Here is a 20,046-nt window from a genome sequence, read left to right as displayed (position 1 = left end):
GTTGCATCCCCTGCCCGCCGATACAGACTGGCATAAAACCTTGTGGAGCAAATCATGAATCTCACAACCCGGGTTGCCGTGATCGGCGGCGGTGTCGTCGGATGCTCGGTCCTGTACCACCTGACCAAACTTGGGTGGTCAGATGTTATGCTGTTGGAACGGTCAGAGTTAACCAGCGGATCCACCTGGCACGCGGCCGGGGGGTTTCACACACTGAACGGCGACACCAATATGGCTGCCCTTCAGGGCTATACCATCCGCCTGTACAAAGAGCTGGAAGAGATCACCGGCATGTCCTGCGGGCTGCATCACGTGGGTGGTGTCACGCTTGCCGATAATCAGGACCGGTTTGACATGCTTCTGGCTGAACGGGCCAAACATCGGTTCATGGGACTGGACACTGAAATCGTCGGGCCCGAAGAAATCCGCAAGATTGCGCCGATCACCAACACCGAAGGCATCATCGGCGCGCTGTATGATCCGCTCGACGGGCATCTTGACCCGTCCGGTACGACCCATGCCTATGCCAAGGCGGCCCGGATGGGCGGGGCCGCGATCGAAACCCATTGCATGGTTCGGGAAACCCGGCAACGGCCTGACGGCACATGGGATGTCGTCACCGACAAGGGTACGATCCACGCCGAACATATTGTCAACGCTGGCGGCTTGTGGGCCCGCGAGGTCGGGGCGATGGCGGGTATCTATTTCCCGCTGCATCCGATGGAGCACCAATACCTCGTTACCGACTCGATCCCGCAGATCGAAGCAATCATTGACGCAGGCGGCGAACACCCGCATGTGATGGACCCCGCTGGCGAAAGCTATCTGCGGCAGGAAGGACGCGGTCTTTGCATCGGTTTCTATGAACAGCCCTGCAAGCCTTGGGCCGTGGACGGAACCCCGTGGGAGTTCGGCCACGAATTGCTGCCCGATGATTATGACAAAATCACTGACAGTATCGAATTTGCCTATAAACGCTTCCCCGTTCTGGCCGAAGCGGGCGTGAAATCCGTGATCCACGGCCCGTTCACCTTTGCACCTGACGGGAACCCTCTGGTCGGGCCGGTGCCGGGCATGCGCAACTACTGGTCAGCTTGTGGCGTGATGGCCGGGTTCAGCCAGGGCGGTGGCGTTGGCCTGACGCTGGCGCAGTGGATGATCGAAGGCGAACCCGAACGGGACGTCTTTGCCATGGACGTTGCCCGCTTTGGCGATTGGATAAGCCCCGGCTACACCCGCCCGAAGGTGATCGAAAACTATCAAAAAAGGTTCAGCGTCGCCTACCCGAACGAGGAACTGCCCGCTGCGCGTCCAAACCGAACCACACCGATGTATGACATTTTCAGCAACATGGGCGCGGTCTGGGGCCAGCAATTCGGGCTGGAAGTTCCCAACTACTTTGCTCATGGCGATGAACCGGACTACGAAACCCCGTCTTTCCGTCGTTCTGACGCATTCGAGGCCACTGGCCGCGAGGTGCGCGCGGTTCGTGAAGCCGTAGGTATCAACGAGGTTCACAACTTCGGAAAATACCGCGTCACGGGACCTGATGCCCGGGCCTGGCTGGACCGGATCATGGCGGGACGAATTCCGCAAGCCGGGCGGCTGTCCCTGTCTCCGATGCTTTCTCCCAAAGGAAAACTGATCGGTGATTTCACCATTTCCTGTCTGGGTGAAACAGAATTTCAACTGACCGCCTCTTACGGCAGCCAGGCGTTTCACATGCGTTGGTTCCGGCAGAACCAAACCGGAAATGTCGAGATTGAAAACATCAGCGATCGCCTGAACGGATTTCAGGTTGCAGGCCCCCTGGCCCGCGATGTTCTGGCAGCCTGTACGCGGGACGACGTATCAGGCCTGAAGTTCATGGATGTACGCCGCATGACGGTGGGCATGACCGACTGCATTGTTCAGAGGGTCAGCTATACCGGCGATCTGGGGTACGAGGTGTTCTGCGACCCGATGGCCCAACGACAGTTGTGGCAGACCTTGTGGCAGGCCGGTCAACCGTTTGGATTGGTGCCGTTTGGTATGCGCGCGATGATGAGCCTGCGTCTGGACAAGTTTTTCGGCTCGTGGATGCGTGAGTTTTCACCGGATTACACTGCTGCGGAAACCGGACTGGATCGGTTCATCTCATTTGCAAAAAACACTGATTTCATTGGCCGTGCGGCAGCCGAGCGCGAAAAGGAAGCCGGTGTCACACGCCAGCTTGTAGCCTTTGAAGTCGACGCGGAGGACACAGATGTAAACGCATACGAACCGATTTGGCTGGACAACGAAGTTGTCGGGTTCTGCACGTCCGGCGGGTATTCACATTATGCCGGTAAGTCCGTCGCCCTGGGGTTTCTGCCCACCGACCGTGTCCACGACGGACTTGAAGTTGAAATCGAAATACTTGGCCAGATGCGCAAGGCGCACGTGATCTCAAAACCGCTGTTCGATGCGGATGGTATGCGGATGCGGGGATGACTCGGGGCTGCAGCCTCAGCATGATGGCGGAATGACTCAAATACCCGTCATTCTTCTGGCCGCAGGGCAATCCAGCCGCATGGGCGGTGCAGACAAGCTGATGCAAGATGTCGATGGCATCCCACTGTTGCGCCGCTCAGCCCGGGCTGCGTTGGCAGTCGGGCCGGTCTTTGTTGCGCTGCCTCCCGCCCCGCATCCGCGTTACGGTGTCTTGAGGGGACTCGATGTTCATGCGGTGGAAATCCCGGATGCCGATGAAGGCATGAACGCCAGCTTACGCGGTGCCATGGCCGCAATCCCAGCCGAAGCCGAAGCCGTCATGGTTCTGCTGGCGGACCTTCCGGAACTAACAGGCAATGATCTGGAGGCGGTCGCGGCCTGTGTCACAGCTCATCCGGACAACCTAATCTGGCGTGGTGCAACAGAAAACGGAAAGCCGGGGCACCCTGTCATTTTCGACAACAAGCTTTTTTCGTTACTGAGCCAGCTCAAGGGCGATGAAGGTGCGCAATCCGTTGTGCGTGCACATTCCGACAGGGTTCATCTGCACCGTCTGCCCGGACGCAACGCGCTGCTGGATCTGGATACACCAGAAGACTGGGACGAGTGGCGCAGAACACGGCACCCGAAATAGACGCGGCCCGGTCGTTGTCGACCGGGCCGGTTGCCCAAAAGCAAGACTACCACTTTTCACCAATTCCAAAAGCGCGACCCAACCACCTTACAAGGCTATCGGGTATTACGCTGCCGAACCTAAACAAGACCCCCTCGTTAACATGCCGCTCAGCGCTTCTGGTACTGAGTAAGCCTTCAGCACCCCCTAGTGCTTCTGGCTCCCCCTCGCTTGGACAATTTCATCGTCGCTTATCCGACCCTTTCAAACAATCTAAAATTGGAAGAAACGGTTAATTTCGAGGAATTCAGGTAGTTTTTGCGCAACATCTCGCTTATTGAAGCTCAACTTTAACGCGATTACGCTCTTATGGCCAAGTTACAAACCGATGTTTTATGATTGCTTGGAGTGATCAATTACGGCAAAAAGAAAATGCGTTATACTCAGGTCTAGTCAGTAGATAATATCTCTTCACAACCTGAAAGCGATTTACTGATCCGCACAACTTTGCGCGACCCCTTTGTTTACCAAACAGATTCAATTCACCAGTTTTCATCCATTGACAGCGATTTTGGCAACAATACACCGATTCGTGAGCTGCGATCCCTTTTCACGACCGGTATCGGTTGACCTGATTGGTAACAAAGGAAGGCCCGAATGTGGCTGAATTAAGATTTCTTAATCTCGCGATCATGAAAGCCCAAACCTGAAGCGGCATCTTCTGTCTCAACGCGCGGGTGTAACCGCGTGATGTTAACAGGAGAACTAAATGAGCATCCGAAAATCCTCGCTTCTTTTGCCACGTACGTCTGGCTGGATCGGCGCCAGCGCCCTGGGCGCAACCATGCTGGCTTCGACCGCCCTGCCGTCGTTTGCGGATGAAGCCCTGGCAGACCTGGTCGAATCCGTTTCGCCATCGGTCGTGACCATTATCGCCAAACAACAGGCCGCCCCTACCCCGGTTCAGGGAAAGGAGTTTGATTTCGAAGGCCACCCGTTCGGTGAGTTCTTCAAGCGCTTCGGCATGCCTGAAGGTTTCGATGCCCCCCAACGCGGCCCGGCCCAGGGGCTGGGTTCGGGATTTGTGCTGGATGAGGACGGCTACATCGTCACCAACCACCATGTCGTAGACAATGCCGCCACGGTTACGGTCCGTCTGAGCGATGACCGAACCTTCGAAGCCGAGATCGTGGGGACAGACCCCCTGACCGATATCGCCGTTCTGAAAATCGACGCGGGCGAGGACCTGCAGGCCGTCAAGATGGGCGATAGTGAAGTAATCCGCGTCGGTGAAGACGTGGTCGCTATCGGCAATCCGTTCGGTCTGCATTCGACCGTGACCACCGGTATCGTTTCGGCCAAAGGCCGCAACATCTCGCAAGGGCCATATGCTGAATTCATCCAGACGGACGCGGCCATCAACAAAGGCAACTCGGGCGGCCCGCTGTTCAACATGGAAGGCGAAGTCATCGGCGTGAACTCGGCCATCTACTCACCCAGCGGCGGCTCGGTCGGTCTGGGCTTTGCCGTAACCTCGAATATCGTCGAACACATCACCGCCGACCTTTTGGATGATGGTCAGGTAAGCCGCGGCTGGTTGGGTGTCTCGATCCAGAACGTAAGCCCCGAACTCGCGGCCGCATTGGGGATCGATTCGTCAGCAGGCGCACTTGTGTCGGATGTCGTACCCGGCAGCCCCGCGGAAGGCGCCCTGCAGCAGGGCGACGTGATCCTCAGCTTCAATGACCAGAGCGTCGATTCCAGCAGCGAGCTTCCGCTTCTTGTCGGCACGACCAAGGTCGGCACGGACAGCACGCTGACCGTGTTGCGCGACGGCAAGGAAGAACAGGTCAAACTGACCATCGGACAGCATCAGTCCGCATCGGCGGAACCCGACAAGGCGGTTGACCAGACCCTGTCCGGTACGTCCCTTGGTGTGACAGTTGCCCCGCTGACAGATGCCGCGCGGGCCGAAATGGGTGTTGACCAATCCGTCGAAGGTGTCGTTGTGACCGACATGTCGCCGGACAGCCCGGCTGAAAAAGCAGGGCTTCGGCGCGGCGATGTCATCGTCAAACTGGGCGGTCAGGACACGGTCACTCCGGAGGCCCTGAAGGCGGCGCTGGACAGCGAAAAGACTGATCCTGCGCTGGTTCTGATCAATCGCGGTGGCAACCAGATCTTCGTCGCGGTCGAAATCGCCTGATCTGAGACATGCGCGTGCCACGTGATGGGGAAATTTGGCGCGCGCCTCGCCGGCGGGTCTGAATTGTCCGCAGCCTGCCGGCACTGCCGGGTGTGCCTGGTCGCACCCGGCATGTGCTTTATCTGAAATTTGTGTTTAAATCCCGGCAGAAAGGAACCTCGATCATGAGCAGACGCCTTCTGATCGTCGAAGATGACGAAGAGACGCGGGACTTTATCGCCAAGGGGTTTGGCGAAGAAGGATATGTTGTCGAAACTGCGGCCGATGGCCGTGAGGGGCTGTATCACGCAACCGACGGAGGATTTGACGCTGTCGTCCTTGACCGGATGTTGCCGGGTCTTGACGGGCTGTCACTGATCAAATCCATGCGCGCCGCCGGGTTGAAGACCCCCGTTCTGATGCTGACCGCCATGAGCGCTGTTGACGAGCGCGTCAAAGGCTTGCGCGCCGGTGCCGACGATTATCTGGTCAAGCCATTCTCGTTTCAGGAACTGCATGCTAGGATTGAGGCCCTGTTGCGCCGCCCTCAGGAAGCCGAAGAAAACCCGACCCTGAACTGCCGGGACCTTGAAATGGACCTGTTGACCCGCAAAGTCACGCGCGACGGTCGTGAAATTTCCCTGACCCCGCGCGAGTTCCAGATCCTGGAATTCTTCCTGCGCCGCAAGAACCGCGTGGTGTCCCGCACCATGCTGTTGGAAGGCGTGTGGGATTATCACTTTGATCCCAACACCAATGTCGTCGATGTCCATATCTCGAAACTCCGCCGTCAGTTGGATGAAGGCGACGCCCAGCCCCTGATTGAAACTGTCCGGGGGGCCGGTTACATGATCTCTGATGGCTAACCTGCGACTATCCCTGCGAAATTCCCGTACACGGCTTGTTTTGGCCAGCATGATCCTCAGCACATTGCTGACTGCGACTGTTCTGGGACTGGTCTATTTGACGGCAAACAGAACGATCGAAGGCGAAACCCGGTCTGTCGTAACCGCCGAGTTGACCGGACTGGCGGATGAATACGACAGACGCGGCATGATCGGATTGATTTCAGCCATCGATCGCCGCCTTGCGAACGCCGCCGAACGCGACGCTTTGTATTTGTTGACGGACAGGTTTGGAACACCTCTTGCCGGTAATCTCGCACAATGGCCCGACGATGTGACTGCAGGAAGCGGCTGGGTCGATCTTCAGGTGCGGCAAACCGAATCCAATCAGTTTGTTCCGATTTCGGCGGCATCGGTCCGGCTGCCCGGCGGTGAAAGGCTTCTGGTTGGACGGGACGCGTCCGCCAGACAGCAATTCGACCGCGTTCTGTTTCAATCAGTGGCGCTGGCCCTGGCCATTGCACTGGTCCTGAGCCTGCTGACCGGATGGTTGTTAACCCGGCTGGTGTTTTCCCGTCTCAAGGATGTTGCGGACACCGCGGACAACATCGTGTCCGGCGACCTGAGCCGCCGCATTCCTATTCGCGGCACGGGGGATGAATTCGATCAGGTCGCAGGCACCCTGAACAACATGCTGGACCGGATCGAAGAACTGATCAGCAACCTGCGCACGACATCAAACTCGATTGCCCATGATTTGCGGTCGCCCCTTTCGCGGCTTCGGCAAAGGATCGAAGCCTTGACCGATCCCGGCAAGAGTGATCTGGACCGAGAAGTCGACATTGCCCGCGCGACCGGTGAAATCGACCACGTTTTGCGGGTATTGGGTCAGTTGACCGAAATTTCACGCGCCGAGGCCGGTCTGGGCCGGGAACAGTTCGAACCAGTTGACCTGCAACAGTTGGTGAGCGACGTGGTGGACCTGTACGAGCCTGTCGCGGCGGACCAGAGTATCCGACTTGTAGTATCCGGCGAAGCAAAGCCCATTCAGGGGCATCGACCGCTTCTGTCCCAAGCTTTGTCAAACTTACTCGAAAACGCTATGAGATACGCGCCCGAAGGGTCTGAAATAACGATAAACCTGTCCGGAATAAAGGATTACGTTCTTCTTAGCGTCAGAGACCAGGGTCCCGGTGTTCCGCCCGAGGACCTGCCCCGTTTGCAACTGCCATTCGTCACGCTTGATCCCGCGCGCACCGAGCGCAATTCCGGGCTGGGTCTGGCGCTGGTCGCGGCAATTTCGCACATGCATGGGGGCAAATTCTCGGCACGTAATTGCAATCCGGGGCTTGAAGCAACACTGACGCTGGCGCGAAAGGGTTAATCGGGAATCCCGCCAATCGCCATCATCTTGTTTTTATAACGCTTATCCCCGGTCACATCTGTACCGAACCAGCTTGGCGGCCTGAACCCTTCTGCTTCGGCTTCCGATGTGAACTCGACCTCGACCAGAGACAAGGGCGCAAGATCGCCCAGAAACACGTCCAGCTCAAACACCCGACCATCCGGCAGCTCCCCGGTATAGCGCTCTTTTTCGACCCTGCGGCCCTCGGTCTCGGGCCAGAAGGTGTTGAATTGTTCGGGTGTGATTTCAGCCTCTCTTTCCACACGCACCATTGCACCCTTTCCCTTCAGTGTCAGGTAATGAACGTCGTTCTTCTGACGCAACCGCAGTTCGGTGGAATCGTCTGGCGCAGTCAGATAGCCCTGCCGCACCAAGGCCTTGCGCGTTTCTGTCAGATCAGGCCGTTCAGCCACCAGAAACTTACGTTCGATTTCCGTGCTCATGTCAGGGCCTCCAACTCGTCAAACAGCGCCTTGTAGGCCCGGCTTGCCACGCTCGAGCCCGCATAAACGCTGACGGGCGCACGGTGCTTACCCATGCGTTCAATATCGGCTGCGAAGGGTATGACCGTTTTCATGAACCTCTTGCGATACAGCTTTCGCATTCCATCCATCGTTTCCAGATGAAGGGTCTTGCGCCGTTGCACCATGGAAAAGAAGGCCTTGAGCTTCTTTTTGGGCAGTTTTTGCTGTTCAAAAAAACCGATCAGCTGATCGAATGTCCGTTCCGACAAGGTCGTCGGAATGACTGGAACCACAATCTGATCGGCAGCCTTGAATACGTTCTCGGACAATGTCGAAAAGTTTGGCGGACAGTCCAGAATGACCACATCATAGTCACTGCCCGCCGCAACCAGGGCTTTCTTCAACCGGGATCTTCTGTTTTTCATTCGTGACAGGAAAACATCGAAATCGCGATAGGTCAGGTTGGCAGGCAGGACGTCCAACCGGTCAAAGTCGCTGGCGCGGATCGATTTGGTAAACCGTTCCACATCCTCGAAGAATCGCGCTTCAGTCAGCTTTTTTGACGGCTTTACCCGCAGGTAGAATCCTGACGCCCCTTGGGAATCCAGATCACACAGCAGCACGTTTTGACCCGAACGCGCATAAGCATAGGCAAGATTGACCGAGGTCGCGGTTTTCCCCACACCACCTTTGTTGCTGTAACAGGCAATGGTTTTCAATCCTCAGTCCCCCTTATGATGAAACAAGCTGCGGAAAAGATGCCGGATGTCCGGGCTGTCAAAATGGTTGAAATTGGCGATCACACGATCCCGTTCGGATTTTTGCCGCTGATCAAGCACCGAAATCAGCCCACCAGCGGCCAAGGCCATTTGGGCATCCACCCGGCCTTGTGTGTTCGACTGTTTAGTCACAAACCCTAGCAGCGCGTCCTGCTGGACTGAACAGTCATTGAAACGCCCCAGATTATCTTGCAACTTTTTCAATGGCTTGATGATCGACTTGAATGCCTTTGCATCAAACAGCGGTGCAAAGAATTCCATAAGATACCTGAGTTTCTTACAGTCGATCCTGAGATCGTGGACCGCTTTATTCGGGGTCATGGGGGATATACGCCGCGCCCTTTTGCAAACCTTGCGGTAGCGTTTCCAGATCAGGGCGCAGGCATATTGATAAGCGCCGCGTTCGGCGTTGGGCCCGGGTTGCAAAGACTGGGGAGCTGCAAGCAGCGCCGCAAGGTCATCCATCTGCTTTTGATAGGCTGCACTGCGGAACCGACGGGACATGCTTGAAAGATTCTGCGCACGTTCTGTCTGGAATTGCCGAAACATGGCCTCGGCACCATCATGAAGATTGGGCGGTATCAAGCTGAAATATATATCCTTTTCCAAAAGATATACATCCGAGTCCCGCAAACGACCGGTCGGGGCCATAAGGTCGGAAAATTGCCGCTTGAGGGCATTCGTATGCGCAGGTGAAAAGACCCCTTTGAACAGGCTGAGAACCGAGCGGACACGCCGCAACGAAACGCGGTAATCGTGAAGAAACTCGGTATCAATGTCGGCAATAACACCCGCTTCGTTCCGCCGCGCAACAGCCAGAAAGGTGCGCATCAGATCCACGGCAACCTCGATTGAAGGCTCTTCTTTTCCCAAAAGTACGATAGGTTTGGATTGATACGGGGGCGTTTCAGGGAACAGGATGGGGTAAACGACATCAAGACCGCCTTCGTCCCCGGCCATTTCCTGCAATGCTGCGCAGATCGTTTCATAGGCGGGTTCATATCCGCGCAGGGAACGAACTCGCACCAGGGTCGCCTGCCTGTTTTCGGATTTCAGTGAAATCAGTTCGCCGCGCACTCGCGTCTTTTCCAAATTGTCAACTGCGGCAAATTCCTGGATTTCCAAATCTCCTGCACCAAGGTTCATCAATGCACGCAGCTTTGGAAATCCGTTCAATGCATCACGTACCGGACCGTCCGATAGATCCTGAACGAACTTTCCCGTGCCTGTGCCCTTCTGAACCGGAAATCCTGCATTGCCCTGCAAAAGCCGCAGTGTTTCGCCGACCTCCAGCAAGATCGACCCTGCCGACCTGAGCGATTGATCGTGGCAATCCAGCCAGTTGAAGGACTGCGGCGAATTCCCACCTTCAACCCGTAAGGCCAGCCCTTTCAGGCCCTTGTCGAACGCAAGCGGGTCAAATTTCCCTTCAACAACGTACACTCCGGCCAGTTGCACCATCAGGGTCGGTCCTTGAGAGGTACGCGGGGCTCATCGGTCAAAAAAGTTTCCATGATTTCTGGCACGCTCACCCTTCTTCGACCGCCCGGCTTTCGCGATATTGTAAACGGCCACCGATTGTTACCGGTTTCCTTGCTTTTCCAATATCAGAGACTGCACGGCAATATGACACCATGAAACCGTAGCTTGGGTTGTCAGGCAAGCATTGCGTCTGAGTTATCCTTCGGGCCAGCGACACTCCATCAACCGGATGACAGCATCACGGCGTCCAGATAAGACTTGGGCATGTCAGATCCTGTTTCATCCATCCGCAACCTCGGCCCTGCCTTTGAACAGGCATGCGCACGCGCTGGAATTCATTCGGCGCAGGAGTTGCGCGAACTGGGGGCCGACGCGGCGTATGCCCGGCTGCTTCACGCAGGGTCACGACCGCATTTCATTGGCTACTATGTACTTGTCATGGGATTGCAGGGCCGCCCCTGGAACGATTGCAAAGGCGAGGAAAAGAAAGCGCTGCGTCAAAGGTTCGATGCGATCAAGGCCAATACAAAGACCGCCCCGCAATCGAAGTTGGTTTCGGACCTCGACGCCATTGGAGTGCGCATCACGTCGAATGACCTCAAGCCAGTTTGAACAAAAAAACCGCCCCCGAAACCGGAGGCGGCCTAATCTGTTCACCAAAGTGGTGGCTTAACCAACCAGTTCGATGCCCGAGAAGAAGTAAGCGATTTCAACCGCTGCTGTCTCAGGTGCGTCCGAACCGTGGACCGAGTTTTCGCCAACCGATTCAGCGAACTCGGCGCGGATGGTGCCAGCTGCTGCGTCTGCAGGGTTGGTTGCGCCCATGACTTCACGGTTCTTTGCAATGGCGCCTTCGCCTTCCAGAACCTGAACGACGACCGGAGCCGACGACATGAATTCGCACAGTTCGTCATAGAACGGACGCTCGGCATGTACTTCGTAGAACTTGCCGGCTTGTTCCTTGGTCATGTGGATGCGCTTTTGCGCAACGATGCGCAGGCCGGCTTCTTCGAACTTGGCGTTGATCTTGCCAGTCAGGTTGCGGCGGGTTGCATCGGGTTTGATGATCGAGAATGTGCGTTCCAGTGCCATGTCGGCCTCTCCTTACTATATGACGCGGACCCGCGCCGAAATCCATCGCGCGCCGCCTAGCATGGTCTGTCCCTTAAGAAAAGCACTATGATGATTTGCGGATCAGATCGTGTCGGGCAACGGGTCGCGCTGGTCGATCCAGCGCACATAGAGCACGGCAAGAAGGCCCGCGAAACTGCTGACGCCCATCATCCCCAGCACGATGAAGGGTGCGTTTCCAGGGGTGACCAGCACCCCGGTGGCCGAAGTCAGGATTGCGCCCAAGGCCACTGTCATAGCGCCCGAAAGACCTGCTGCGCTGCCTGCAAGCTGGGGCCGCACTGACATCAAACCAGCGGTCGCGTTGGCCACGGTCAGCCCGTTCCCAAACCCGACAAACACGGCGGAACCAAAGAAGGACCAGACAGTCCCCACACCCCCTGCAAAGGTCATCAAGCCGATCAAGGGGCCGACCGAAGCGATCACTCGCCCTGCAAGAATCAGGGTGCTCAGTCTTGTGCGGGCTGCAAGCCGTCCGGTCAAAAAGCTTCCGGCCATGAACCCCATCGTGATGATCCCGATTCCAAGCCCCAGCAAGGCCGGGTTCAGATCGAACCACGTGGCCGCAATAAGCGGCGCACCGGTAATAAAGGCGTAGAACCCGCCGATGGAAAAGGCGGCACAGAATGAATACCCCCAGAACCGTCGCGAGTTGAACAGCAGCGGATAGAGCTTCATCTGGGCGGTGAAGGTTGCGGTTGTGTTGGTATTGGTCTCGCCCAGATCGACCCAGACCAGCGCCAGAAGTCCTGTTCCCATCAGGAAATACAGAACAAATCCGGCCCGCCAGCCGAACAACATCTCAAGCACTCCGCCCAGCATCGGGCCAAGCATTGGCGCCAGTGCCATGGCCATCGAGACATAACCCAGTTTGCTGGCGGCCTCATTGGGAGGATGCATGTCGCGGATGGCGGCGCGCGCCAGAACCTGCCCCGCGATAACAGCGCCCTGCAACATACGGAAACCCAGAAACACCCAGATCGATTGGGCCATGGCGCAGCCGATCGAGGCGATGACGAAAAGTCCCATGCAGCTCAGCAATACCGGCCTGCGACCGAACCTGTCGGACAAAGGCCCCATGATCAGTTGCAAAACCGCAGACAGCGCCAGGTACCCTGCAACAGACAGGTTCACGAGACCGTAATCTGCCTGCAAGTCCTCGCCGATATGCGGCAGAGACGGCAGAAACATGTTCAGCGACAGAACCGACAACGCAGTGATCAGGACCAGCGTGATCAGGGATGGAGGCGTTCGCGCGGGTCTCATTCAACAATCCGTTCCGGGTGAAAACATGTCAGCGCTATCACATTGATCCCGTGCTGAACATGTCAAGCTGCTGGCGGCCAAATTCACCCTCTGTTATGAGCGGCTCATGTTACGGATTGAAGACATAACCTACGCGGTAGAAGGCCGTCCCCTGTTCGACGGGGCCAGCGCAACAATTCCTGACGGCCACAAGGTGGGTCTTGTCGGGCGCAATGGCACCGGCAAGACCACCCTTTTCCGCCTCATCCGTGGGGAACTGGCGCTGGAATCGGGAAACATCAAGCTGCCCAGCCGCGCGCGGATTGGCGGGGTGGCGCAAGAGGTCCCCTCCTCCGATGTTTCGCTGATCAATACGGTTCTGGCCGCCGACACCGAACGCAGCGCGCTGTTGGCCGAGGCCGACGCTGCCACCGACCCGGCGCGGATTGCCGATATCCAGACTCGTCTGGCCGACATCGACGCCTGGTCGGCCGAGGCGCGCGCGGCTTCGATCCTGAAAGGACTGGGTTTTGACGATGAAGACCAGTTGCGGCCCTGTTCGGATTTCTCAGGCGGGTGGCGGATGCGCGTTGCACTGGCGGCGGTGCTGTTTTCGCAACCCGATCTGCTGCTGCTGGACGAACCGACCAACTATCTGGACCTCGAAGGTGCGCTGTGGCTGGAAAGTTATCTGGCGAAATATCCGCATACGGTCATCATCATCAGTCACGACCGGGGTCTGCTGAACCGCGCGGTGGGATCGATCCTTCATCTGGAAGACCGCAAGCTGACCTATTACGCGGTGTCCTATGACAAATTCGCCGAGCGTCGCGCCGAGCGGCTGGCGCAGGCTGAATCCGAGAACGCCAAGGCCAAGGCGCGCATCGCCCATCTGCAAAGCTTTGTGGACCGGTTCCGGTACAAGGCCTCTAAAGCCGTTCAGGCCCAATCGCGCCTGAAAATGATCGAACGCATCCAACTGGTTTCGACCCCGCAAGAAGCCGCGCTACGCGCATTCTCCTTTCCTGAACCCGAGGAGCTATCTCCTCCGATCATCCAGATCGAAGGCGGCGTGACGGGCTATGGTGAGACCGAGGTTCTGCGACGTCTGAACCTGCGCATCGACCAGGACGACCGCATTGCGCTGTTGGGCAAGAACGGTCAGGGGAAATCGACCCTGTCCAAGCTGCTGTCCGACCGCCTGCCCCTGATGGCCGGCAAAATGACCCGCAGCAACAAGTTGCGGATCGGCTATTTCGCCCAGCATCAGGTGGATGAGCTTTATGTTGATGAAACGCCGCTGGATCACTTGCGCCGCCTGCGCCCAAACGAGGCGCCGGGCAAGTGGCGGTCTCGTCTGGCCGGATTCGGTTTGAACGCCGATCAGGCCGAGACCGAGGTGGGCCGCCTCTCGGGTGGACAGAAGGCCCGCCTGTCGCTGCTGATCGCAACGATCGACGCGCCGCATATGCTGATCCTCGACGAGCCGACAAACCATTTGGACATCGAAAGTCGCGAGGCGCTGGTCGAGGCGCTGACTGCATATTCCGGCGCGGTTGTTCTGGTCAGCCACGACATGCATTTGCTGTCGCTGGTCGCAGATCGGCTTTGGCTGGTATCGGACGGCACGGTCAAGCCCTTTGACGGCGACCTTGAAGCTTATCGCGCCATGCTGCTGGCCCGAGAAAAACCACTCAAGGAAAAGCCGCAAGCGGCCAAACCCAAACGCCCGTCGCGCGAGGCGATGCTGGCCCTGCGCGCTGATCTGCGCAAATGTGAGGACCGGATCGAGAAGTTGAGCGACATGCATGAGAAGCTGTCGGCCAAACTGGCGGACCCCGCGCTGTATGAAGACGACCGGATCAACGATCTGGAATCCTGGAACCGTAAATTTGCCGAAGTTGTCGAAGCCATGCAAAAGGCCGAGACCTTGTGGGTTGCGGCCGCCGAACGACTGGAACAAGCGGAATCCGCATGACCCAACCCGTCAAGGACACCAATGCCATGATTTCCGGCATGCGCCCCGTTTTGCAGCCTGGTGCGTTTGCCTTTGTGGTCTGGCCTGACAACAAACCCTGGCCTGACGGAACACGTGCAAGCTGCGTCGAGGCGGAGGGGTTGTCCCTGATCGTCCCGATTGACAGCGCGCCACAAGACACGGTCCCAATGCACTGCATCACATTGCAGGTTCATTCCTCGCTGGAGGGCGTAGGCCTTACCGCCGCCGTATCTGGTGCTTTGGCGCGGCATGGAATACCTGCAAACATGGTCGCGGGATATCACCACGACCACATCTATGTCCCCGCAGCGCAGTCGCAAGACGCCTTGCGTGTCCTGCAAGACCTGCAACGGAGCAGCAAACAGTGATAGACAGCGCATTCCTGATTACCGCGTTCACGACGCTATTCGTGGTGCTCGACCCGCCTGCGCAAACACCGATCTTTGTGGCGCTGACCCAGGGCATGGATTGGAACACGCGCCGCTCGATCGCAATCCGCGCGTGTCTGACGGCGGGCGTCATTCTGGCCATGTTTGCCGCCTTTGGCGAAGCGCTTCTGGGGTTTGTCGGTATCTCGATGGAGGCATTCCGGGTCGCAGGTGGCGTCCTGCTGTTCCTGACAGCGCTCGACATGCTGTTTGAACGCCGAACAAAACGGCGTGAAACCAGCGCCGAGGAAGAAGAACACCCCGATCCGTCAGTCTTTCCGCTGGGCATTCCTTTGATTGCAGGCCCGGGCGCGATTGCAACGATGATTTTGCTGGCGGGTCAGCAGCCCGGCATACAGGGGCTGGCCGTCGTCATCGGTGTGATGCTGGTCGTGCTGGCGATGGTGTTCGTGATGTATCTGACATCCGGCGCTGTGGCCCGTATTCTGGGCAAAACCGGGCTGAACGTACTGACCCGCCTGCTGGGCATGTTGCTGGCAGCATTGTCGGTTCAGTTCATCTTGGATGGCCTTAAGGCCTTTGGATTTGCGTCCTGAATCCCCATATATCACTCAGGTAATATTGTTGGGATAACGGTATGGATGGCGACAGCATTGCACGTTTGGCGTATCTGAGCCTGCTCGGCGCAGCGGTGGTGGCCTGGTTCATCTCTCAGAACCGGCAATCGCTGAACAAGACCCTGCAACAGATGATGGCCTGGGTGTTCATCTTTATTGGCGTGATAGCTGTGGTGGGTCTGTGGGAAGACATCCGTTCAACCGTGGGCCCTTCGGCGCAGATGTCCGTAACCGGCGACACGGTTGAGGTTCCCCGGTCTTATGACGGGCACTATTACCTGCCAGTTCTGGTGAACGGAGAGCCGATTACATTTCTCGTCGATACCGGAGCCAGTCAGATTGTCCTGAGTTCCGCAGACGCAAGGCGCGTCGGCATTGATCCGGATCAGTTGAACTATTTTGGCCGCGCCGCCACCGCGAACGGAGAAGTCCGGACAGCGCCCGTACGTCTGGACAGCCTCGAGCTTGGCCCGATCGTAGACCGCAACATCTCGGCCTGGATCAACGAAGGCGAGCTGCATCAGTCCCTTCTGGGCATGGATTATCTGCATCGTTTCTCGAACATCCAGTTTGCCGATGGCCGTCTGATCCTGTCTCGTTAAATAGCTTCCGGGATCACATCCGATCTTGAGAACAAAATGGGAACATGCTAACCTGACGGCATGTCTGCACACCTTCTTGGCCGCAAACCCGCGCGCGAGGCGCCGGGGATAAAACTGCACCCTCAGATCACCCTGCAACTGGCCCGCGTGCACGAGGCCTGCGGCCCTGCCCGACGCAGCTTTGCCATGTGGCTGGCGGGTCAGGCACAGGGGCCGGTGCTGTGGATTTCCCCCGCGTGGGAGCCCGGCCAGCTGAACCCTGACGGGATGATGCCTTTTGCCGACCCCGCGCGTTTCCTGTTCGTCCGCCCCAACCGCGCCGAAGACCTGCTGTGGTGCATGGAAGAGGCGTTGCGCAGCGGGGCCATCCCGCTGATCATTGGCGACCTGCCCGGTGCGCCCGGGCTGACACCGGTACGACGGATGCATCTGGCCGCAGAACAGGGCGGCGCGATGGGGCGGGCACCGCTCGGGCTGCTGCTGACACCCGGCGATGGCGGCGCGCAAGGTGTCGAGACGCGCTGGCACATGGCGGCGAACCACAAGGTCGAGGCCCGGTCCTGGACTCTGACCCGCCGCCGCGCCCGCGCCCTGCCCCCGGTCAGCTGGCAAGCCACCCAGACCAAACCGCGCGCGGGCCTGCACCTGCACCGGACCGAAGCGCAGGATGTTCCGGCCTGATCGGGCCATTCACGAAGGATGTGATTGGCCAAACACAAAGCCGGGCTCTAGCTGAGGGTCAGAGCTAACCAATCCACCTCAGGGCCCCGATGTTAACCAGACAAGTCAATTTCCAATGCAAATACGGCACCGCATGACGCGCCTGACCCGACGCGACGTCTTGGCCGGTCTGGCCGCAGCAGCCCTGCCGCACCCGGCACAGGCGGCCCTGCGCCCTTACGAACTTGTTCCAGACGGAACCACAGTCAGCTTTACATTCGACCTGGCCGGAATCCTGCAATCCGGCACCATGCCGATCCGGTCGGCCAGCATTGCCCTTTACCTGTCAGACCTTGCCAACAGCAAGGTCGATGTCCTGATGGATGTTGCCAAGGCGCGAACCCGAATGCCCATTGCAAAAGGACCGGTGCTGAGCGCGAGTGTGCTGGACGCCAGCACCTATCCGACCATCCGTTTCAGATCGACCCGCATTCAACTTGGCCAAAGTGGCCGAATCTCAGACGGCGCGCAAATTACCGGCGATCTGACCCTGCGCGGCATCACACGTCCGATCACACTGCAGGCCGCGCTGTACCGTCAGCGCGGCACTGCGACCCAAGACCTGAACGAATTGTCGATCCGCCTGCGCGGCGCCCTGAACCGGCACGATTTTGGCGCGTCGGGCTATGCCGATCTGGTGCAGGACACAGTGGGGCTGGACATTCGTGCCGAAATCAAAGGTAAAGACTGAAGGGATTTGACAAAAACGACTCCGCAAGGTCGATAACGTGCGTGAAATCCCGGCCCGGACAGTCAAGTTGAGAACATCATGCGTACACTCATTTCCTTTGCGGCCCTGTTTCTTTCCGTCATTTTACTACAACTGTCGACAGGCGGCGTGGGTCCACTGGACGCAATTTCCGGTCTGACGCTCAACTTTACCACCGAGCAGATCGGTATGCTGGGTTCGGCCCATTTCCTGGGCTTTTTCGTAGGATGCTGGTGGGCTCCGCGTCTGATGGGCAACGTCGGCCATTCCCGCGCTTTTGCCGTGTGCACCGCGCTGGGGGCCATGGGGCTGATCGGACACACACTGACTGAAAATCCATATATCTGGGCCGCGTTGCGCGTAGCCTCGGGCACATGCGTTGCGGGAAGCTATACGGTGATCGAGGCATGGTTGAACGCCAAGGTCACGAACGAGACACGCGGGCGCGCCATGGGCACTTATCGTATCGTGGATATGGGGGCGTCCCTAAGCGCTCAGCTGATCATCGCGGTCCTGCCGCCTGCCTCTTATGTCTCGTACAATTTGCTGGCCATCCTGTGCTGCGCCGCGTTGCTGCCGCTGACGTTGACCCGGGCCAGCCAGCCCAAAACACCCGACGCGCCGCGACTACGACCAAAACTGGCCTGGAGCAGCTCTCCATTGGCGGTGGCGGGCGTTATTGTGGCCGCGCTGAGTTCTGCATCGTTCAGGATGGTCGGCCCGGTATACGGGCAAGAAGTGGGTCTGGGCGTGGATCAGATCGCGTTCTTCCTGGCCTCGTTCGTGCTTGGCGGGGCGTTGGCGCAATACCCGATGGGATGGCTTGCGGACAAATACGACAGACGCTGGGTACTGATCTGGTTGTCCTTCGCGGCGGTGCTCAGTTGTGGGGTAACGATGGCGGCTAGTGACACAGGCACGGTAGGTGTCATGCTGGCTGCAGGACTGTTCGGCTTCACGACATTCCCGATCTTTTCGGTGTCATCCGCACACGCCAACGATTTTGCCACAACCGAACAGCGGGTCGAACTTTCTGCGGCCCTGATGTTCTGGTACGCCCTTGGCGCAATCGCCTCGCCCTATGTCTCGTCAACACTGATCCAAGAATTCGGTCCCGGAGCGTTGTTTGCCTTTGTCGCGCTGGGCCATGTGTTCTTGATCGGGTTTGGCCTGGCTCGGATGAGATCGCGGCCAACGCCGGAAGAACGGACCAATTATGTCTATGCCCCCCGCACCTCGTTCACGGTCGGCCGTCTGCTGAAACGGTCGCGTGAAGGTCGATAAAACAAGGGCCGGGAAAGTCCCGGCCCGGGCTCGACAGTGTTCGGCCTGCGCCTTTTCACGACGTGCTGCGGCATAGTTGGTTGTTCAAGCAGTCGTGTGAAGAACTAAGCCCCGGATGCTACTCCGATGGCGGAGAAGACGGGATCATTTCATCCAGAATTGAACCTGCCTCATATCCCAGCAGATCAACCTCCATTCGCCTCGGATCTCCGAAAGCCCAGGCGCCTACGTGACGTTGCATTCTCTCATAGCCGACGAAATCGGCCATCGCCTTGTTGCCATGTGCATTTTCCGCAAACATGACCTGGCCCGCCGCAACTTTCCGCGGCATCACCCGCTCCAGATACAGTTCCACGACATTGATCCCCGTAACATTGGACCCGCCGTGATGAACGACATACATTTTGTCCCAGTCTTCTTTACTGACGGCGGCACGCGCATCTGACACGGCCTTGTGTAACGTGGACAGCTCGGCCCGAGCCGCTTGGCGCATGTTGGCCGCCCAAACCGGACGCATCTCGTTGATCGCGTTTGCTACGTCCTGCCGCGTGAGGGTACCGTGCTTGACCGCCCCGCTGGTGAAGGTGCGCGCGGCCTCAAGCATCTGTCGTTGTCGGGAAATCTCGTTTTCAGGCAGGTCAAGACCCTCCAACGACGGCAACAACGTGTCGATTTCTTGCGCAATGGCTGCAAAGTCCTTTTTCCACCTTGCATCAGCGTCATCTTCCTCGGGCCAGGGGGTGACGGCACCGATGATCCCTAAAAGAACGTGGGATGTGGACTTGAATATTAGATAGTTTGGCGCGCCCCTGGGAAAGGACACCTGACCATTCTCGGACAGGATCGTAACATCCCGCGCGATCACCATGACCGGTCGGGTCTGAGACGTTAGTGCATCCTGGCCACGGCGAAAAACCGACAGCATCGCCTTGTCAAAGCTTTCAATTGCATCCATGGCTTTGCTTTGGTCAGCCTGAACGCTCGGCGTGGCGAATGCTGTCAGACACAGAATGGCGGACACCTGTATCAGGCGATGAACCCCGAATAGCTTCATTTCAAACCCCCGTTAACAATTTGCGCGACCATCATACATGGTCCGAGACCA

19 protein-coding genes are annotated in these 20,046 nt (G+C 58.0%); 13 read left to right on the top strand and 6 right to left on the bottom strand.

Annotated elements, in window-relative coordinates; translation table 11 throughout:
* The first annotated feature begins 54 nt into the window (after positions 1–54).
* The 5 genes from ACR0J2_RS01310 to ACR0J2_RS01290 all read left to right on the top strand — a co-directional run bounded on the left by ACR0J2_RS01310 (position 55) and on the right by ACR0J2_RS01290 (position 7,499).
* Positions 55–2,472 (top strand): GcvT family protein, encoded by a 2,418-nt coding sequence (locus ACR0J2_RS01310; protein ID WP_480811459.1) that lies wholly within the window; start codon positions 55–57, stop codon positions 2,470–2,472.
* 31 nt (positions 2,473–2,503) lie between these two features.
* A complete protein-coding gene (locus tag ACR0J2_RS01305; RefSeq protein WP_480811458.1) occupies positions 2,504–3,106 on the top strand; it encodes a nucleotidyltransferase family protein in 603 nt (200 codons plus the stop codon).
* A 748-nt stretch (positions 3,107–3,854) separates the two neighbouring features.
* The gene (locus ACR0J2_RS01300; protein WP_480811457.1) at positions 3,855–5,291 is read left to right on the top strand and encodes a DegQ family serine endoprotease; all 1,437 of its coding nucleotides are present in this window, start codon (positions 3,855–3,857) and stop codon (positions 5,289–5,291) included.
* Between the two features lie 164 nt (positions 5,292–5,455).
* Complete coding sequence (locus tag ACR0J2_RS01295) at positions 5,456–6,136, top strand: response regulator transcription factor (protein ID WP_170616300.1); 681 nt, start codon at positions 5,456–5,458, stop codon at positions 6,134–6,136.
* On the top strand, positions 6,129–7,499 hold the full coding sequence (locus ACR0J2_RS01290) for a sensor histidine kinase (protein ID WP_480811456.1): 1,371 nt from the start codon (positions 6,129–6,131) through the stop codon (positions 7,497–7,499). Before ACR0J2_RS01295 ends, ACR0J2_RS01290 begins: the two co-directional genes overlap by 8 nt.
* On the opposite strand, the gene ACR0J2_RS01285 is transcribed toward ACR0J2_RS01290, so the two are convergent.
* The 3 genes from ACR0J2_RS01285 to ACR0J2_RS01275 are packed head-to-tail and all read right to left on the bottom strand — an operon-like array spanning position 7,496 to position 10,224.
* Positions 7,496–7,963, bottom strand: coding sequence for a CYTH domain-containing protein (locus ACR0J2_RS01285; RefSeq protein WP_480811455.1), 468 nt, complete (start codon positions 7,961–7,963; stop codon positions 7,496–7,498). The two genes, ACR0J2_RS01290 and ACR0J2_RS01285, sit on opposite strands and share 4 nt — an antisense overlap.
* A complete protein-coding gene (locus ACR0J2_RS01280; protein ID WP_480811454.1) occupies positions 7,960–8,703 on the bottom strand; it encodes a ParA family protein in 744 nt (247 codons plus the stop codon). The genes ACR0J2_RS01285 and ACR0J2_RS01280 overlap by 4 nt, the downstream gene beginning before the upstream one ends.
* A gap of 3 nt (positions 8,704–8,706) precedes the next feature.
* Positions 8,707–10,224, bottom strand: coding sequence for a CHAD domain-containing protein (locus ACR0J2_RS01275; RefSeq protein WP_480811453.1), 1,518 nt, complete (start codon positions 10,222–10,224; stop codon positions 8,707–8,709).
* Positions 10,225–10,509: 285 nt separating this feature from the next.
* Between ACR0J2_RS01275 and ACR0J2_RS01270 the strand changes: the two genes are divergently transcribed.
* Positions 10,510–10,857, top strand: coding sequence for a TfoX/Sxy family protein (locus ACR0J2_RS01270; RefSeq protein ID WP_170616287.1), 348 nt, complete (start codon positions 10,510–10,512; stop codon positions 10,855–10,857).
* Between the two features lie 57 nt (positions 10,858–10,914).
* Here ACR0J2_RS01270 and ndk read toward each other — a convergent pair whose 3' ends face one another.
* Positions 10,915–11,337 (bottom strand): nucleoside-diphosphate kinase, encoded by a 423-nt coding sequence (gene ndk / locus ACR0J2_RS01265; RefSeq protein WP_155143779.1) that lies wholly within the window; start codon positions 11,335–11,337, stop codon positions 10,915–10,917.
* A gap of 102 nt (positions 11,338–11,439) precedes the next feature.
* Positions 11,440–12,642 carry a multidrug effflux MFS transporter gene (locus ACR0J2_RS01260; protein ID WP_480811452.1) on the bottom strand — a complete coding sequence of 401 codons (1,203 nt, stop codon included), beginning with the start codon at positions 12,640–12,642 and terminating at the stop codon, positions 11,440–11,442.
* Between the two features lie 106 nt (positions 12,643–12,748).
* On the opposite strand from ACR0J2_RS01260, the gene ACR0J2_RS01255 reads away from it, so the two are divergent.
* From ACR0J2_RS01255 to ACR0J2_RS01225, 7 genes are all read left to right on the top strand, one after another.
* The gene (locus tag ACR0J2_RS01255) at positions 12,749–14,599 is read left to right on the top strand and encodes an ABC-F family ATP-binding cassette domain-containing protein (RefSeq protein ID WP_480811451.1); all 1,851 of its coding nucleotides are present in this window, start codon (positions 12,749–12,751) and stop codon (positions 14,597–14,599) included.
* Positions 14,596–14,988 carry an ACT domain-containing protein gene (locus tag ACR0J2_RS01250; protein WP_170824572.1) on the top strand — a complete coding sequence of 131 codons (393 nt, stop codon included), beginning with the start codon at positions 14,596–14,598 and terminating at the stop codon, positions 14,986–14,988. The genes ACR0J2_RS01255 and ACR0J2_RS01250 overlap by 4 nt, the downstream gene beginning before the upstream one ends.
* Positions 14,985–15,605: a MarC family protein gene (locus tag ACR0J2_RS01245; RefSeq protein ID WP_170616279.1), complete on the top strand. Its 621-nt coding sequence runs from the start codon at positions 14,985–14,987 to the stop codon at positions 15,603–15,605. Before ACR0J2_RS01250 ends, ACR0J2_RS01245 begins: the two co-directional genes overlap by 4 nt.
* A 41-nt stretch (positions 15,606–15,646) precedes the next feature.
* Positions 15,647–16,228: a retropepsin-like aspartic protease family protein gene (locus ACR0J2_RS01240; protein ID WP_321253383.1), complete on the top strand. Its 582-nt coding sequence runs from the start codon at positions 15,647–15,649 to the stop codon at positions 16,226–16,228.
* A 60-nt stretch (positions 16,229–16,288) separates the two neighbouring features.
* A complete protein-coding gene (locus ACR0J2_RS01235; RefSeq protein WP_480811450.1) occupies positions 16,289–16,909 on the top strand; it encodes an ImuA family protein in 621 nt (206 codons plus the stop codon).
* A gap of 133 nt (positions 16,910–17,042) precedes the next feature.
* On the top strand, positions 17,043–17,639 hold the full coding sequence (locus ACR0J2_RS01230) for a YceI family protein (protein ID WP_480811449.1): 597 nt from the start codon (positions 17,043–17,045) through the stop codon (positions 17,637–17,639).
* A 78-nt stretch (positions 17,640–17,717) separates the two neighbouring features.
* A complete protein-coding gene (locus ACR0J2_RS01225; RefSeq protein ID WP_170616260.1) occupies positions 17,718–18,941 on the top strand; it encodes an MFS transporter in 1,224 nt (407 codons plus the stop codon).
* Positions 18,942–19,059: 118 nt separating this feature from the next.
* On the opposite strand, the gene ACR0J2_RS01220 is transcribed toward ACR0J2_RS01225, so the two are convergent.
* Positions 19,060–19,995, bottom strand: a complete 936-nt coding sequence (locus tag ACR0J2_RS01220) for a hypothetical protein (RefSeq protein WP_170676751.1) — start codon at positions 19,993–19,995, stop codon at positions 19,060–19,062.
* Positions 19,996–20,046: the final 51 nt, after the last annotated feature.

Source organism: Ruegeria sp. CG4, assembly GCF_056537185.1.
Note: the sequence above shows the minus strand (reverse complement) of the source record. Positions and strands in the feature narration are given on the sequence as shown.

Bases quoted from the DNA above. Each gene is read 5' to 3' on its own strand.
- ACR0J2_RS01310 (WP_480811459.1), top strand. From the start codon at position 55: ATGAATCTCACAACCCGGGTTGCCGTGATCGGCGGCGGTGTCGTCGGA.
- ACR0J2_RS01305 (WP_480811458.1), top strand. From the start codon at position 2,504: ATGACTCAAATACCCGTCATTCTTCTGGCCGCAGGGCAATCCAGCCGC.
- ACR0J2_RS01300 (WP_480811457.1), top strand. From the start codon at position 3,855: ATGAGCATCCGAAAATCCTCGCTTCTTTTGCCACGTACGTCTGGCTGG.
- ACR0J2_RS01295 (WP_170616300.1), top strand. From the start codon at position 5,456: ATGAGCAGACGCCTTCTGATCGTCGAAGATGACGAAGAGACGCGGGAC.
- ACR0J2_RS01290 (WP_480811456.1), top strand. From the start codon at position 6,129: ATGGCTAACCTGCGACTATCCCTGCGAAATTCCCGTACACGGCTTGTT.
- ACR0J2_RS01285 (WP_480811455.1), bottom strand. From the start codon at position 7,963: ATGAGCACGGAAATCGAACGTAAGTTTCTGGTGGCTGAACGGCCTGAT.
- ACR0J2_RS01275 (WP_480811453.1), bottom strand. From the start codon at position 10,224: ATGGTGCAACTGGCCGGAGTGTACGTTGTTGAAGGGAAATTTGACCCG.
- ACR0J2_RS01270 (WP_170616287.1), top strand. From the start codon at position 10,510: ATGTCAGATCCTGTTTCATCCATCCGCAACCTCGGCCCTGCCTTTGAA.
- ndk (WP_155143779.1), bottom strand. From the start codon at position 11,337: ATGGCACTGGAACGCACATTCTCGATCATCAAACCCGATGCAACCCGC.
- ACR0J2_RS01260 (WP_480811452.1), bottom strand. From the start codon at position 12,642: ATGAGACCCGCGCGAACGCCTCCATCCCTGATCACGCTGGTCCTGATC.
- ACR0J2_RS01255 (WP_480811451.1), top strand. From the start codon at position 12,749: ATGTTACGGATTGAAGACATAACCTACGCGGTAGAAGGCCGTCCCCTG.
- ACR0J2_RS01250 (WP_170824572.1), top strand. From the start codon at position 14,596: ATGACCCAACCCGTCAAGGACACCAATGCCATGATTTCCGGCATGCGC.
- ACR0J2_RS01240 (WP_321253383.1), top strand. From the start codon at position 15,647: ATGGATGGCGACAGCATTGCACGTTTGGCGTATCTGAGCCTGCTCGGC.
- ACR0J2_RS01235 (WP_480811450.1), top strand. From the start codon at position 16,289: ATGTCTGCACACCTTCTTGGCCGCAAACCCGCGCGCGAGGCGCCGGGG.
- ACR0J2_RS01230 (WP_480811449.1), top strand. From the start codon at position 17,043: ATGACGCGCCTGACCCGACGCGACGTCTTGGCCGGTCTGGCCGCAGCA.
- ACR0J2_RS01225 (WP_170616260.1), top strand. From the start codon at position 17,718: ATGCGTACACTCATTTCCTTTGCGGCCCTGTTTCTTTCCGTCATTTTA.
- ACR0J2_RS01220 (WP_170676751.1), bottom strand. From the start codon at position 19,995: ATGAAGCTATTCGGGGTTCATCGCCTGATACAGGTGTCCGCCATTCTG.